Annotated in this window: 11 protein-coding genes; 7 read left to right on the top strand and 4 right to left on the bottom strand. The window is 64.6% G+C overall.

The features are described from left to right. Positions 1-679: 679 nt before the first annotated feature. Positions 680-1,075, bottom strand: a complete 396-nt coding sequence (gene cycA / locus GGD65_RS23665) for a cytochrome c-550 CycA (RefSeq protein WP_018321894.1) — start codon at positions 1,073-1,075, stop codon at positions 680-682. A gap of 229 nt (positions 1,076-1,304) precedes the next feature. Here cycA and GGD65_RS23670 point away from each other — a divergent pair, with 229 nt between their 5' ends. The 5 genes from GGD65_RS23670 (at position 1,305) to GGD65_RS23690 (ending at position 7,306) form a co-directional block, all read left to right on the top strand. After that, positions 1,305-2,798: an FAD-linked oxidase C-terminal domain-containing protein gene (locus GGD65_RS23670; RefSeq protein ID WP_018321895.1), complete on the top strand. Its 1,494-nt coding sequence runs from the start codon at positions 1,305-1,307 to the stop codon at positions 2,796-2,798. 71 nt (positions 2,799-2,869) lie between these two features. Then, positions 2,870-4,108, top strand: a complete 1,239-nt coding sequence (locus GGD65_RS23675) for an FAD-binding protein (protein WP_183236776.1) — start codon at positions 2,870-2,872, stop codon at positions 4,106-4,108. Beyond that, positions 4,105-5,427 carry a glycolate oxidase subunit GlcF gene (gene glcF, locus GGD65_RS23680; protein ID WP_179731675.1) on the top strand — a complete coding sequence of 441 codons (1,323 nt, stop codon included), beginning with the start codon at positions 4,105-4,107 and terminating at the stop codon, positions 5,425-5,427. Before GGD65_RS23675 ends, glcF begins: the two co-directional genes overlap by 4 nt. A gap of 84 nt (positions 5,428-5,511) precedes the next feature. After that, the gene (locus GGD65_RS23685) at positions 5,512-5,898 is read left to right on the top strand and encodes a hypothetical protein (protein WP_183236777.1); all 387 of its coding nucleotides are present in this window, start codon (positions 5,512-5,514) and stop codon (positions 5,896-5,898) included. Positions 5,899-6,289: 391 nt separating this feature from the next. Continuing rightward, entirely contained in the window at positions 6,290-7,306 is a 1,017-nt protein-coding gene (locus GGD65_RS23690) for a TorF family putative porin (RefSeq protein ID WP_026202635.1), read from the top strand. A gap of 101 nt (positions 7,307-7,407) precedes the next feature. Here GGD65_RS23690 and GGD65_RS23695 read toward each other — a convergent pair whose 3' ends face one another. After that, on the bottom strand, positions 7,408-9,168 hold the full coding sequence (locus GGD65_RS23695) for an ABC transporter ATP-binding protein/permease (protein ID WP_183236778.1): 1,761 nt from the start codon (positions 9,166-9,168) through the stop codon (positions 7,408-7,410). Between the two features lie 315 nt (positions 9,169-9,483). Between GGD65_RS23695 and GGD65_RS23700 the strand changes: the two genes are divergently transcribed. Both GGD65_RS23700 and GGD65_RS23705 read left to right on the top strand, forming a co-directional pair. Beyond that, a complete protein-coding gene (locus tag GGD65_RS23700; RefSeq protein ID WP_183236779.1) occupies positions 9,484-11,148 on the top strand; it encodes an L-lactate permease in 1,665 nt (554 codons plus the stop codon). Between the two features lie 159 nt (positions 11,149-11,307). Further along, entirely contained in the window at positions 11,308-11,706 is a 399-nt protein-coding gene (locus GGD65_RS23705) for an META domain-containing protein (protein WP_183236780.1), read from the top strand. 148 nt (positions 11,707-11,854) lie between these two features. Here GGD65_RS23705 and GGD65_RS23710 read toward each other — a convergent pair whose 3' ends face one another. Together GGD65_RS23710 and groL are read right to left on the bottom strand one after the other, a co-directional pair. After that, complete coding sequence (locus GGD65_RS23710) at positions 11,855-13,066, bottom strand: hypothetical protein (protein WP_183236781.1); 1,212 nt, start codon at positions 13,064-13,066, stop codon at positions 11,855-11,857. 199 nt (positions 13,067-13,265) lie between these two features. Next, complete coding sequence (groL, locus tag GGD65_RS23715) at positions 13,266-14,897, bottom strand: chaperonin GroEL (protein WP_018321904.1); 1,632 nt, start codon at positions 14,895-14,897, stop codon at positions 13,266-13,268. Positions 14,898-14,911 lie beyond the last annotated feature (14 nt).

A 14,911-nucleotide genomic window follows, 5' to 3' on the forward strand; every position in this document is an offset into this window, starting at 1 on the left:
ACCTGTATGCTGCTGTGCGGTTCTTTCTGCGCGTGCTTTTCGCGCAGCGGACCGCGGGTGCGAGCCAGCACCCGGCCTTCCCTGCGCCCTCTTGGCTTTATGAGGGTGGAGCGACCAAGCAAAGCTCGGGCGAATGCGCCGCGAGGCCGCAAAGCTGCGTGTGCGATTGAGCTGCGTGCCACAGACCAGATCTCGTAGGGTGGGCAAAGCGCAGCGTGCCCACGCCTTGTTGCTCATGGAGGGAGATCGTGGGCACGGCGCTACGCGCCTTTGCCCGCCCTACGGCACTGCTGCGTGTGCGATGGAGCTGCATGCCACAAACCAGATCTCGTAGGGTGGGCAAAGCGCAGCGTGCCCACGCCCTGTTGTTGATGGAGAGAGATCGTGGGCACGGCGCTACGCGCCTTTGCCCGCCCTACGGCACTGCAGCTGGGATGTGCATTGGAGCATCGCGATGCCGCCCCTTGCTCCGTCATTGCGAGGAGCTCTTGCGACGAAGCAATCCAGAGCCTTTCGGAGGAATGATTCTGGATTGCTTCCGCCTTCGCCAAGGCTTCGGCGGACAAGTCGCTGCGCTCGCAATGACGGGCCGCGCGAAGAAAGCGCTCCAAAACAAAAAGCTGCAGCTTCGGCCCTGATTCGATCGGAACCGAAGCTGCAGCGAATGCCTTGTGCAGGCTTACTGCTTGATCTTCCCGTCCTTGTCGAACTGAGAGACATAGGCCCAGAGATTGTTGATCTCGGTCTCGTTCTTGATGCCGGCGAACGCCATCTTGGTGCCCGGGATCTTGGCCTTGGGGTCCTTGATGTATTCCTTGAACACGGCCTCGTCCCAGGTGATGCCGGAATTCTTGTTCGCGTCCGAGTAGCTGTAGCCCTCAGCCGTGCCCGACTTGCGGCCGTTGAGACCGTTGAGCTCGGGGCCGACCTTGTTCTTGGCGCCTTCGCCGATCGCGTGGCAGGCCAGGCATTTGTTGAACGATGTCTTGCCGGCCGCGACATCCTGCGCCATCGCGGCGGGTGCGGTGGCAATGACGGTGAGGATCGTCAGCGCGCCGAAAGTCAGTTTTGTCATAAGTGTGCTCTTCGTCTCTTCCCGGGTCAGATGGAGGGTCGTGGTTTTGGCAGGTTCGATGCAAGTGGACAAGCCGCGAAACTTTGACAGGTTTCCTGATAGCAGACTTGCCCCAGAGAGAACTTGCGCTGCAACAAAGCAATGAGACCTTCGGAGGACCTACCCAAAGACGGCAAGACATGATTGATTTGCCGAAACAATTCCATCCGTCGGACGAAGGCTCCATAAAATGGCCATCATGATGCCCGCAAGCGACCAGGCCGTGCTCGCGCGGCGTGCCGAGATCGTTGCTGCATTGCGCGCGATCGTGCCCGGCGAGGGCGTGATCGATACGCCTGCGGAGATGCGGGCCTATGAATCCGACGGGCTGACGGCCTATCGGCAGCCGCCGATGGTCGTGGTGCTGCCCGATACGACCGAGCAGGTCTCCCTCATCCTGAAATATTGTGCAGGGCAAGGTATCAAGGTGGTGCCGCGCGGCTCCGGCACATCGCTCTCAGGCGGGGCGCTGCCGCTCGAAGACGGCGTGCTGCTGGGGCTCGGCAAGTTCAAGCGCATCCGCGAGATCGATTTCGACAATCGCGTCGTCGTCACCGAGCCCGGCGTCACCAACCTCGCCATCAGCCAGGCGGTCGCTCATGCCGGCTTCTATTACGCGCCCGACCCGTCCTCGCAGATCGCCTGCTCGATCGGCGGCAATGTCGCGGAGAATTCGGGCGGCGTGCACTGCCTCAAATACGGCATGACCACCAACAACGTGCTCGGTTGCGAGATCGTGCTGATGAGCGGCGAGATCCTGCGCATCGGCGGCAAGGGGTGCGAGAACCCGGGCTACGATTTGATGGGCGTCATCACCGGCTCGGAAGGGCTGCTCGGCGTCATCACCGAGATCACGGTGCGCATCCTGCAGAAGCCGGAGACGGCGCGCGCGTTGATGGTCGGCTTCGCCGAGGTCGAGGCCGCCGGCGAATGCGTGGCGCGGATCATCGGCGCCGGCATCATTCCTGGCGGCATGGAGATGATGGACAAGCCCGCGATCCACGCCGCCGAGGCCTTCGTCCATGCCGGCTATCCGCTCGATGTCGAAGCGCTGCTCATCATCGAGCTCGACGGGCCCAAGATCGAGGTCGACGAGCTGATCACGCGCGTCGAGACCATTGCACGCGGCTGCGGCTCGGTAACGCTGCAGATCTCCAATTCGGAAGCCGAGCGCAATCTGTTCTGGGCCGGCCGCAAGGCTGCGTTCCCCGCCGTCGGCCGGATCTCGCCGGACTATCTCTGCATGGACGGCACCATTCCCCGCGGCGCGCTGCCGAAGGCGCTGGCGCGCATCCGCGAGCTCGGCGAAAAATACCAGCTCGGCTGCGCCAACGTGTTCCACGCCGGTGACGGCAATCTGCACCCGCTGATCCTGTACGATGCCAACAAGCCCGGCGAGATCGAGCGCGCCGAGGCCTTCGGCGCCGACATCCTGCGCGCCTGCGTCGAGTTCGGCGGCGTGCTTACCGGCGAGCACGGCGTCGGCATCGAGAAGCGCGACCTGATGCCCGACATGTTCAGCGAGATCGACCTCAACCAGCAGCAGCGGCTGAAATGCGCCTTCGATTCGCAGGGGCTGCTCAATCCCGGAAAAGTGTTTCCGACCCTGCACCGCTGCGCCGAGCTCGGCCGCATGCATGTGCATGCCGGCAAGCTGGCGTTTCCGGATCTCCCGCGGTTCTAGCGTCGGTCGCTGCGCCTTCGCTGCAACCGCCAAATTTGCTTTCCGTTCTAAACTTGGATACCGGCTCAGTCGTGGATACGCTTAAGGTCAGAGACGCCAAAGACGTCGAAGAGGTGGTGCGCGCGGCGATTGCCAATGAGCAGCCGCTCGAGATCATCGGTCACGGCTCCAAGCGCGGCATCGGCCATGCCATGGCGACCAACGCCGTGCTCGACCTCTCCGCGCTGAACGCCGTCACCTCCTACGAGCCGAACGAGCTGATCATCACGCTCCAGGCCGGCGCGCCGCTGGCCGATGTGCTTGCGCTGATCGATACCAAGAACCAGCAATTCGCGTTCGAGCCTGTCAACACCGCGCCGCTGCTCGGCACGTCCGCGCTCGGGACCATCGGCGGCATGATCGCGGCCGGGCTGGCCGGGCCGCGGCGGATCAGGGCGGGCGGGGCGCGCGACCATTTGCTCGGGGCGCACGCCGTCTCGGGCTTCGGCGACTGCTTCAAGACCGGCGGCAAGGTGGTGAAGAACGTCACCGGCTACGACCTCTGCAAGCTGCTCGCGGGGTCCTGGGGCACGCTGTCCGTCATGACCGAGGTCACGCTGAAGGTGATGCCCAAGCCCGAGGCCGAGCGGACGCTGCTGCTGCGCGGGTTAGATGATGCCGCCGCCAACAAGGCGATGACCGCGGCGCTCGGCTCGCCCTTCGACGTTTCCGGTGCCGCGCATCTGCCGAAATCGGCGTTCCGGGCCAAGACCGACGGGCTTGGTGATCTCGCAGGCCAGGACGAGGCGCTGACAGTGCTGCGGCTCGAGGGCATCACGGCCTCGGCCGCCCACCGCGCCAACTCGCTGCGGGAATTGCTGACGCCGTTCGGAACCGCGACGCTGATCGAGGACGCGGCGTCTGCCGCGCTGTGGGCCACGATCCGCGACGTGCTGCCGTTCGCGGCCAGCGGCGCGCTCGGCGCCTGGCCGGTCTGGCGGATCGTCTGCCCGCCGGCCTCAGGCGCTGCGCTCGGCTCGCAATTGGCGCGCGAGACCGGCGGCGACGTGATCTATGATTGGGGCGGCGGTCTGATCTGGGCGGCATTGCCGCCAAAGGGCGACGCGCATGCTCCGGCTGTTCGGATGCGTGCCAACGCCGTCGGCGGTCACGCCACGCTGATCCGGGCGGCCGAGGACGTCAGGCGCGAGGTCGACGTCTTTCATCCGCAGGCGCCGGGCATTGCCGCCCTGAGCGAGCGGGTGCGCGCCAGTTTCGATCCAAAGGCCGTTCTCAACCGGGGCCGCTTGAGCCGAGGCGCTGTGGCATGAAGACCGAATTCTCACTCGCCCAGCTTGCCGATCCCGACATTGCGGAAGCCGACAAGATCCTGCGCGCCTGCGTCCATTGCGGCTTCTGCACCGCAACCTGTCCGACCTATGTGCTGCTCGGCGACGAGCTCGATAGCCCGCGCGGCCGCATCTACCTGATCAAGGAGATGCTGGAGAAGGACCAGGCGCCGACGGCGGAGGTGGTCAAGCACGTCGACCGCTGCCTGTCGTGCCTGGCCTGCATGACGACCTGCCCCTCAGGGGTGAACTACATGCATCTCGTCGACCAGGCCCGGGTCAGGATCGAGCAGCGCTATCAGCGGCCCCTGGCCGAGCGGCTGCTGCGCCAGGTGCTGGCCTTCGTCCTGCCGGATCCGCAGCGTTTCCGCATCAGCATGGTGCTGGCGCGGCTGGCCCGTCCGCTTGCCGTTTTCCTGCCGACGCCGCGGCCCTCGGCGACGCCCGGCCTGATCCAGCGCATCAAGGCGATGCTGGCGCTGGCCCCGCACCGGCTGCCGCCGCCGGGGCCCGCCGCCGGCAGCGTGTTCGCGGCGCTCGGCAAGAAGCGCGGCCGGGTCGCGCTGCTCCAGGGCTGCGCCCAGCAGGTCCTGGCGCCGCGCATCAACCAGGCGGCAATCAGTCTTCTCACCCGCCACGGCGTTGAGGTTGTCCTGGTCCGGGACGAGCAGTGCTGCGGCGCGCTGACCCATCACCTCGGCAACGATCAGGATGCATTGGCGCGGGCGCGAGCCAACGTTGCGGCTTGGCGGAAGGAAGCGGGCGGCGAGGGGCTCGACGCCATCCTGGTGACGGCGTCCGGCTGCGGCACAGTGATCAAGGACTACGGCTATCTGCTGCGCGAGGATGCTGCGTTCGCCGCCGATGCGGCGAGGGTGTCCGCGCTCGCCAAGGACATCACCGAATACATCGCCGGCCTCGCACTCGAGCCGACTGCGCGACATGACAACATCGTCGTCGCCTATCACTCGGCGTGTTCGTTGCAACATGGGCAGAAAATCACGGGCCTTCCGAAAGAATTGCTTTCCAAGAATGGATTCGTGGTGAAAGATGTACCCGAGAGCCATTTGTGTTGCGGCTCGGCGGGGACCTACAACATTCTCCAGCCCGAGCTTGCGGGCCGGTTGCGCGATCGCAAGGTCGCCAACATCGCAAGCGTCAAGCCGGACATGATTGCCGCGGGCAATATCGGCTGCATGGTGCAGATTGCCAGTGGCACGTCAGTTCCGGTCGTACACACGATTGAGCTTCTCGATTGGGCTACGGGCGGGTCGCGGCCGGCATTGAACGCGCAAGTTTGAGCTTTCAAGCCTGAGCTTTCCTCCGGAGGCGACGGTAGAACGACGCCCGATCGACCATTGTTCGTCGGCAACAGGAGGACCACGATGGCGAAAGCGAAGAAGAAAAAAAGCAAGAAGGCCAAAAAGGCGAAGAAGGCTGTAGCGGCGAAGAAGTCCGCGAAGAAGTCTGCCAAGAAATCCACGAAGAAAGCTGCCAGGAAAACTGCCAAGAAAACTGGCAAGAAAGCTTCGAAGAAGGCCGCCCCAAAGAAGGCCGCCAAGAAGGCTGTGAAGAAGGCAGCCAAGAAAGCAGCCAAGCCGGCTGCACCGAAGAAGGCCGCGAAGAAAGCGGCACCGAAGAAGGCGAAGGCAGCTCCCGCGCCGAAGCCGTCAGCGCCGGCGCCAGCTCCGGCTCCCGAGCCGGCCGCCGAGACGAGCTGGGCGATGCCTTCGTCTTCTGCGGAAGCGGCACCGGCCGAGGGGCAAAGCTAGCTCCCGTCCTGCGACCGCGATCGCCAACAGGGAAGGCCGCTGCGGTGACGCTGCGGCCTTTTTGCATCGCCGCAAGTACCTCCCGAAGCCGTCTCTTCCCCCCGCCAGCCTGATTCGTAGCCCGGTTGCCACGCTAGCTGCCTTCCCCGTACTTGCACGGTCCCTTCGTGCACTTTGGAATGCAAATAATGTGATCGAGAAGACACACAGGGCGATAACCTTTCGTGGAATCGTCAAAACGCCCAAAAAGTCGGCAGATGCCCGTGATTTTTGCTTCACGGTCCCCATCCCTCAATCCAGATTGTCGCAGTAACGCAATTTTGCAGACAAGTCGTTTGCCCCGGGGGGCTTCCGGGATCCGACTGGGTAAGAACTGACGATGGGGATCGAAATGAAAAAAGTGGCTTTGTTGGCAACGGCGCTGGCAATGGTGACGACGGGCTCGGCTTTCGCGGCAGACTTGCGCGTGAAGGCATTGAAGGCCCCGCCGCCGCCCGCCTTCGACCCCTGGGATATCGCCTTCGGCGGCGCGATCATGAGCAACTACGTCTTCCGCGGTATCACCCAGTCGAACAACAAGCCGTCGGTCGCGGCTTATTTCGAGCCGCGCTACAACGTCACCAAGGACCTCCAGCTCTATGTCGGCGTCGCCGGTGAGAGCATTTCCTTCCCGAACCGCGCCGCGGCCGAGATCGACATCTACGGCGGTATCCGCCCGACCTTCGGTGCCTTCGCCTTCGACATCGGCGTCTGGGGTTACCTGTATCCGGGTGGGACCTGCTACTACGGCGCCGGCTTCGACACCGCCGGCAATCCGCTCAGCGCAGAATGCGCCGCCAACGCGTTGGCAAACGGAAACGTCATGAAGAAGGACGTCAGCTTCTTCGAAGTCTACGGCAAGATGACCTACACGGTGAACGACAACTGGGCGTTCGGCATCAACGAGTTCTATTCGCCGAACTTCCTCAACACCGGCGCCTGGGGCAACTACACCTCGGTCACGGCCAAGTGGACGGCGCCGAGCACGACGTTCGGTTCGAGCGGCGTCGGCATGTATGTGTCGGGCGAATTCGGCCGTCAGTGGTTCGGCACCTCCGACTCGTTCTACGGCACCGGCATCGCCAGCCCGCTCGGCGGCGGCCCGTTCCCGAACGGCATCAAATACGCTGACTACAACACCTGGAACGTCGGCGTCGGCTTCACCTACAAGGTGATGACCCTGGATCTCCGTTACTCCGACACCGACCTCTCGAAGGCTAACTGCAACGCCTTCACCAGCGACAACACCGCCACCTTCAGCAGCAGCTACAGCAGCATCAATCCGTCGGGCGTCGGCTCCAAGTGGTGCGGCGCGACCGGCATCGCCAAGCTCTCGTTCGACCTGACGGCGATGACCAACCTGAAGTAAGTTTGTTCCGAGACCATCTACGAGGGCGGCAGAGCAATCTGCCGCCCTTTTGCTTTGGGGCCGCGGGCCCGCCCTGGTAGTTCGAGATGCCGGCCGGCCCCTCAGCGCGCTGCGGTCGGCTCCGCCCGGGCCGGCTCGCCGGCTTTACCGAGGACGTGGATCTCGCCGTCCTCCACCAACGCCACCTTCCGGGTGTGGAAGGCGTCGAGCGTCGAGCGGTGACCGATCGAGACGATGGTGGCCTGCGGCAGCTTCTCCGTCAGCAGCCGATAGAGCCGGTCCTCGGACGGCTCGTCCAGCGAGGCGGTCGCCTCGTCGAGGAAGAGATAGTCCGGCATGTGCAGCAGCGCACGAGCAAGCCCAAGGCGTTGCTGTTCGCCGAGCGACAATGTCCGGTTCCAGTGGCCGTGCTCGTCGAGCCGGTCCGCCAGCCGCGGCAGGCCGACGGCAATCAAGGCGTCGCGGATCTTCTCGGGCGGGACCGAGCCGTGCTCGGTCGGGTAGATGACGGCGTCGCCAAGCGCGCCGATCGGGAAATACGGCCGCTGCGGCAGCATCATCAGCTTCGACGTCTCGGGAATGGCGATCGTGCCGGTGCCGAAGGGCCAGACGCCGGCGATGGCCCGGAACAGTGTCGACTTGCCGGAGCCCGACGGGCCGGTCACCAGCACCCGCTCCGACGGCTGGATCGTGAAGGCATCGGCTGCGATCAGAGGCGCGCCGTTCGGCAGTTTGACGAGCAATTGCTCGAGCGCGATGGCCTTGCCGTTCGCTGGTGCGATGTCGATGGTCGGTTCGAGCGCTGCGCCGTAGGCGGCGGAGCTGACCGACATCTCGAAGCCATCGAGGCGGGCGATCACCGCGCGCCACTCTGCGAGCGAGCGATAGGCGGTGACGAAGAAGGACAGCGCATCCTGCACGCTGCCGAACGCCGAGCCGGTCTGCATCATGTCGCCGAGCTGGATGCGCTTGGCGAAGTAGGCAGGCGCCACCACCACATAGGGAAAGAGCGTCGCGGCCTGACCGTAGCTTGCCGTGAAGGCGGTCAGGCGCTTGGTCCGGCCCATGATCTCGTACCAGTTGCCGATGACGAAGCCGAAGCGCCGCAGCAGATGCCCTCGCTCCGCGTTCTCGCCTTTCAAAAGGGCGATCTGCTCGGAATTTTCGCGCACGCGGATCAGGTTGAAGCGGAAGTCGGCCTCAAAGCGCTGCTGCTCGAAATTGAGATTGATGAGCGGGGCGCCGATCCAGTGGGTCAGCGCGGTACCCAGAATAGCGTAGGCCAGGGCGCACCAGACCAGAAAACCGGGCACGAGGATATCGGTGCCGTAAATGTACAAGGGGGCCTTGTAGGACAGGCCCCAGAGGATGACCACGAACGAGGCCAGCGTCACGATCGACGACAACAGGCCAAGGCCGATGGTCAGCGTTTGCTCGACGAAATTCTTGACGTCCTCGGTGATGCGCTGGTCCGGATTGTCGGCGGCATCGCCCTTGAGCTGCATGCGGTAATGCGTGGCGCCCTCGAGCCATTCGCCGAGATAGTGCTGCGTCAGCCATTGCCGCCAGCGGATCTGGAGCCACTGGTTCAGGTAGAGCTTGTAGACGGCCAGCGCGACGAAGGTGAAGGCAAGCCCAAGGAAGATCCAGACCTCCTTGACGAATTCGGGCAGATCGTAGGCCTGCAATGCGCTGTAGAACCGGTTCTGCCATTGATTGAGCAGCACATTGATCGCGACCAGCACCAGCTCCATCGCTACGACGACGGCGAGCAGGCCGCGGCCGGCCCATTTGTCTTCCGACCGGAAATAGGGGACGGCGATTCGCCAGACGATCGCGAGCGTGGCGCTGATGTTCTTCACAGAGCGGGGTCTCCTGGGGGGATGTGCACAAATGCCCTGAGCCAACCACTTGAGGCAATGGCGAAAAGCGGCGCGCTTAGACTAAAGTCGCAAGGTCTGCAATTTGCGTTGTCTTGTCGCACCCCGCAACCCTAGCATGGGGTTCGACGGCGCGGGGTAGGGGTGCTCGGGGATTTCGCGAGCTTGTGAGCGGGACGGGAACCGCCGCATTCGCGAGGAATTCGCGTCCAGCTCGGGGGTTATCGCTTCCAGCGTCAAGCAGGATCGGCTCTCCACGCGGGCCGTCTGCCGCAAACATGCGTGGGGAGGAAGACCATGTGGAATCAAGTCTATGATCCGCTGAACAGCCCGGTGCTGTCGACGATTGCGGCGGCGGTGCCCGTCGTCACGCTGCTGGTTCTGATCGCGAGCGGCCGCGTCCAGGCGCATATCGCGGCGGTCATCGCCGTGATCGTGGCCAATCTGATCACGATCTTCGTCTTCACCATGCCGGCGAACATGTCGATCCGCGCCTCGGTGCTGGGCATCGTCACCGGCTTTTTCCCGATCGGCTGGATCGTCCTCAACGTCATCTTCCTCTACCAGGTGACGGTGAGCACGGGACGCTTCGAATTGCTCAAGCGCGCCATCGGCGGCGTCACCGAGGACCGGCGGCTGCAATTGCTGCTGATCGCGTTCTCCTTCGGCGCGTTCTTCGAGGGCGCCTCGGGCTTCGGCACGCCGGTCGCCATCACCGGTGCCGTGCTGATCGGCCTCGGCTTCTCGCCGCTCGCGGCGTCCGGCCTGTCGCTGATCGCCAACACCGCGCCGGTCGCCTATGGCGCGCTGGGCACGCCGATCCAGGGCCTTGCCTCGGTCACCGGGCTCGATCCCTACATCCTCGGCGCGATGGTCGGCCGGCAATTGCCGGTCTTCTCGCTGATCGTGCCGTTCTGGGTGGTGTGGGCGTTCGCGGGCTGGAGGGGCATGAAGGATGTCTGGCCGGCGATCCTGGTCACCGGCGTGTCGTTCGCGATTCCGCAATTCGTGATCTCGAACTTCATCAACCCCTGGATCGTCGACATCGGTGCGTCGCTGATCTCGATGGGCGCGCTGATTCTGTTCCTCAAGGTCTGGCAGCCCAGGCAGCTCTGGCTGTCGCCGGCGCTGCGCGGCAGCGATGAATCGGCAGCCACCATGGCGGCGGCCAAACCGCTCGACAAGACGCCGCTGACGCAGAGCGAACTGTTCGGCGCGCTGCTGCCGTGGATCATCGTCTGCATCGTGATGCTGATCTGGGGCAACGGGGCGTTCAAGGCCTGGGCGAATTCGATCTTCGTCTGGAACTATCCCGTGCCCGAGCTGCACCAGATGATCAACAAGATGCCGCCTGTCGCGCCAGCGCCGACGAAAGAGAGCGCGGTGTTCGGCTTCACCTACCTGTCCTTCACCGGCACCGGCATGCTGATCGCGGCGATCATCTCCGGTGTCCTGATGGGCGTCGGTCCCGGCAAGCTCGTGACCGAGTACGGCCGCACCATCCGGCTCTGCGCGATCTCGCTGATCACGATCTCGGCGATGCTGGCGATCGGCACCTTGACGCGGCTCTCCGGCGTCGACGCGACGCTCGGCCTCGCCTTCGCCGCAACCGGCGTGCTCTATCCCTTCTTCGGCACGCTGCTCGGCTGGCTGGGCGTGGCGCTGACGGGGTCGGACACCGCCTCCAACGTGCTGTTCGGAAACCTGCAGAAGATCACCTCCGAGCAGCTCGGCCTGTCGCCGGTCCTGATGGCCGCGGCGAACTCGTCCGGCGGCGTGATGGGCAAGATGATCGACGCGCAGTCGATCGTGGTCGCCTCCACTGCCACCAACTGGTACGGCCACGAGGGCACGATCCTGCGCTTCGTGTTCTGGCACTCGATCGTGCTGGCCTGTCTCGTCGGCGTGCTCGTGACGTTGCAGGCCTATGTCTGGCCGTTCACGGCAATGGTCCTGAAGTAGCAGGCCAACTCCGGCTCGAACGCAAATCCCCGCGAGGTTCCGCCCCGCGGGGATTTTTGCGTCCAAGCAAATCTCATCGCGCTCCAGGTGGCGCGAACCTTCTCAATGGCGCCACCGTCTTATAGAAGGTGCGGCAAATCAGGTCGGACGAGAGGTCTCATGGTTTCGCTCAAGCGATTGGTGTGTGCTTCGGTTGCAATGCTCGCGACGTCCATTGTCGCGCGTGCCGAGGACGGCTTCCCGTTCGGCACCGAGATGACGCTGGAAGCGCTGCCGCAAGCAGGCTCGAAGCGAATTCCGAACATCGAGATCGGCGACCATGGCGAGGTCGTGCTCGAGCTCTGGTGCAAGGGCGGCAAGGGCCAGTTCTCGGTCGCCGGCAACACCGTGATCTTCGTCCCCGGCCAGATCCAGGATCGCTCCTGCCCGGCGGCAAGGGCGCAGGCCGACGACGATCTGGTCGCGGCACTCAGCAGCGTCGAGACCTGGAAGCGTCAGGGCGACGTGCTGACGTTGATCGGCCCCAAGCCGCTGCGTTTTCGCACGACGGGGAATTAGCTCCGCTCTCGTGTCCCGGACGCGCTGCAGCGTGCAACGCTGCTGCGCAGAGCCGGGACCCAGACTCGATCGGCGACTGCGCGGGCCTCTGGGCCTCGGCTCTGCAGCGCATCACTGACGTGCTGCGCAGCGTCCGGGGCACGAAAACCTACTTCCACACCGATTTGTCGGCATCCCAGCGCTGGCCCCTAAGCTCCTTGGCGAGCGCCTCGACCGAACCGTTGTCGTCGGGCTGCTCGCCTTCCTCGTCGACCGAGGTGTCGTCGGAGAGATTGAGCTTGGCGCCGCTGCTCTCGTCGGCGGTCGTCGTCGCGGGACTGCCGATCCAGAGCATGAGCTTGTCGGTCGTGCCCGGCTTGTCGGGCGAGACGAGTCCTGCGACCTCGATCGTGTCGGTGAGATCGAGCGCGGGGAAATCCGGGTTCGGCCGCTTGAAGACCAGCTTCAGCTTGCCCGTGGCGGGGTTGAAGCTCTGCGAGACCGGCTTTGCCGCGAGCGTCCGGCTCAAAACGTTCGAGACGGCGGCCGCGAGTTTGTCCTTGCTGATCTTGTCGCCGTCGCGCCAGTCGGCGGCGGCGAAGCGGATGGTGCGGTCCATCTCGGTCATGCCCGCGGTCCAGCCCGCGGCGGTGACGCCCGGCGTCGCCTTGAATTTCGCCAGCAGCGCGCCGGCGCGCTCGGGATCGACCGACATGTTGATGGTCTGCTCGCCTGCGCGCAGGGCATCGCAGCCTACCGTGAGGCTCGCCAGGGTCACCTCGACCGCCTGGCCCTTCAGGCTCCTCAGGAAGTCGGTTGCATTATCGAGCTTGACCTTGACCGCGATCGCCTCCGGCGAGACGTCGGTGAAATCCTTCGGCTGCGGCGTGATGCCGTCGTCGGAGGTCTGGTTGTCCTGAAATTCCTTCTCGCTGAGATCGGAATTGTCGGGCGAGGTCACCTCGGTCACCACCTGGCCGATGCTGATCTGGCCGCGGAATTCGAAGGTGTCCCCGGCTTGCTTGCGCAGCAGCTTGACGCTGACGGGCGACTTCTCGCTGATGCTCTGCGTGGTGCCGGTCAGGGTCTGGCCCGCGACCTGCAGATTGACGACGAAGCGGTCCTTGCGGTCGGAATTCTTTGCGACGGGATAGCAGACGTCGAGCACGGCCGCCGTCACCGTCTTGCCCTGGCGCGTCTCCTTCAGGATCACGTCCGCATTGCCGTCCATCAGCCCGTCGATCGAGGTGAAATAGCGCGTCTCCGGACCGCCGGGCATCGTGGCCTTCGGCGACAGCTTCATCTGGGCGGAGGCGGGATGCGGAGAAGCTGCAAGCAGAGCCGCCAAAACGGCTGTCGAACAAACCAGAAGCGCACGCATCGATGAAATCCTCGCGCAACGGGCATGATCCGGAAAGGTGTGAAGCGGTTTTCCGAGAGGATCATGCCAAACAATTCGAATCGGCGCGTCACCGTAGTGGGTTTTGGCCGACGGTTGAATCGGAAAGCGGAGGGGCAGGGTCGGCAAAAAAGAAGGCCGCCCGGAGGCGGCCTTCGCAACACTGTGACGGAACGGAGGCTTAGAAGCCGCCCATGCCGCCGCCGGCGGGCATCGCGGGCGGGGCTTCCTTCTTCGGCGTTTCGGCGACCATGGCCTCGGTGGTGACCAGCAGGCCGGCCACGGAGGAGGCGTCCTGGAGCGCGGTGCGCACCACCTTGGCGGGATCGATGATGCCCTTCTCGACCATGTCGACATAGTCCTCGTTCTGGGCGTCGAAGCCGAAGGTCTCGGACTTGTTCTCCAGGATCTTGCCGACGACGATCGAGCCTTCCACGCCCGCGTTCTCGGAGATCTGGCGGATCGGTGCTTCCAGCGCCTTCAGCACGATGTTGATGCCGGCCTGGACGTCGGCATTGGCGTTGGTGAGACGGCCCACCGCCTTCTTGGCGCGGAGCAGCGCGACGCCGCCGCCGGGGACGATGCCTTCCTGCACCGCGGCGCGGGTGGCGTTGAGGGCGTCCTCGACGCGGTCCTTCTTCTCCTTGACCTCGATCTCGGTGGCGCCGCCGACGCGGATCACCGCGACGCCGCCGGCCAGCTTGGCGAGGCGCTCCTGGAGCTTCTCACGGTCGTAGTCCGAGGTGGTCTCCTCGATCTGCGCCTTGATCTGGCCGACACGGGCTTCGATATCCGGCTTCTTGCCGGCGCCTTTGACGATCGTGGTGTTCTCCTTGTCGATCACGACCTTGCCGGCGCGGCCCAGCATCTTCACCGTGACGTTCTCGAGCTTCATGCCGAGGTCCTCGGAAATGAGCTGGCCGCCGGTGAGGATGGCGAGGTCCTCGAGCATGGCCTTGCGGCGATCGCCGAAGCCCGGCGCCTTGACGGCGGCGACCTTGAGGCCGCCGCGGAGGCGGTTGACGACCAGGGTGGCCAGCGCCTCGCCCTCGACGTCCTCGGCGATGATGACGAGCGGCTTGCCCGACTGCACCACGGCTTCCAGCACCGGAAGCATGGCCTGCAGGCCCGAGAGCTTCTTCTCGTGCAGGAGGATGTAGGCATCCTCGAGCTCGGCGGTCATCTTCTCGGGGTTGGTGACGAAGTAGGGGCTGAGATAGCCGCGGTCGAACTTCATGCCCTCGACGATGTCGACTTCGGTGTCGAGCGACTTGTTCTCTTCGACGGTGATGACGCCTTCGTTGCCGACCTTCTGCATCGCCTGGGCGATCATCTTGCCGATGGCGGCATCGCCGTTGGCGGAGATGGTGCCGACCTGGGCGACCTCGGAGGAGGCGGCGACCGGCTTGGCGCGCTTCTCGATGTCCTTGATGACCGCAGCAACCGCGCTGTCGATGCCGCGCTTGAGGTCCATCGGGTTCATGCCGGCGGCAACGGCCTTGGCGCCTTCGCGCACGATGGCCTGGGCCAGCACGGTCGCAGTGGTGGTGCCGTCACCGGCGAGGTCGTTGGTCTTGGAGGCGACCTCACGCACCATCTGGGCGCCCATGTTCTCGAACTTGTCCTCGAGCTCGATCTCCTTGGCGACGGTGACGCCGTCCTTGGTGATGCGGGGTGCGCCGAAGCTCTTCTCGATGACGACGTTGCGGCCCTTCGGGCCGAGCGTCACCTTGACGGCGTTGGCAAGAACGTCGACGCCGCGCAGCATGCGATCGCGCGCGTCTCCGGAAAACTTGACGTCTTTGGCAGCCATTTTAGCAATCCCTC

The sequence above is a fragment of the Bradyrhizobium sp. CIR18 genome, from assembly GCF_014198295.1.
Lineage (GTDB): Bacteria > Pseudomonadota > Alphaproteobacteria > Rhizobiales > Xanthobacteraceae > Bradyrhizobium.

What these genes read in the sequence shown, in the direction of transcription:
- cycA (WP_018321894.1), bottom strand. Translation starts at nt 1,075, where the DNA reads ATGACAAAACTGACTTTCGGCGCGCTGACGATCCTCACCGTCATTGCC.
- GGD65_RS23670 (WP_018321895.1), top strand. Translation starts at nt 1,305, where the DNA reads ATGGCCATCATGATGCCCGCAAGCGACCAGGCCGTGCTCGCGCGGCGT.
- glcF (WP_179731675.1), top strand. Translation starts at nt 4,105, where the DNA reads ATGAAGACCGAATTCTCACTCGCCCAGCTTGCCGATCCCGACATTGCG.
- GGD65_RS23685 (WP_183236777.1), top strand. Translation starts at nt 5,512, where the DNA reads ATGGCGAAAGCGAAGAAGAAAAAAAGCAAGAAGGCCAAAAAGGCGAAG.
- GGD65_RS23690 (WP_026202635.1), top strand. Translation starts at nt 6,290, where the DNA reads ATGAAAAAAGTGGCTTTGTTGGCAACGGCGCTGGCAATGGTGACGACG.
- GGD65_RS23700 (WP_183236779.1), top strand. Translation starts at nt 9,484, where the DNA reads ATGTGGAATCAAGTCTATGATCCGCTGAACAGCCCGGTGCTGTCGACG.
- GGD65_RS23705 (WP_183236780.1), top strand. Translation starts at nt 11,308, where the DNA reads ATGGTTTCGCTCAAGCGATTGGTGTGTGCTTCGGTTGCAATGCTCGCG.
- GGD65_RS23710 (WP_183236781.1), bottom strand. Translation starts at nt 13,066, where the DNA reads ATGCGTGCGCTTCTGGTTTGTTCGACAGCCGTTTTGGCGGCTCTGCTT.
- groL (WP_018321904.1), bottom strand. Translation starts at nt 14,897, where the DNA reads ATGGCTGCCAAAGACGTCAAGTTTTCCGGAGACGCGCGCGATCGCATG.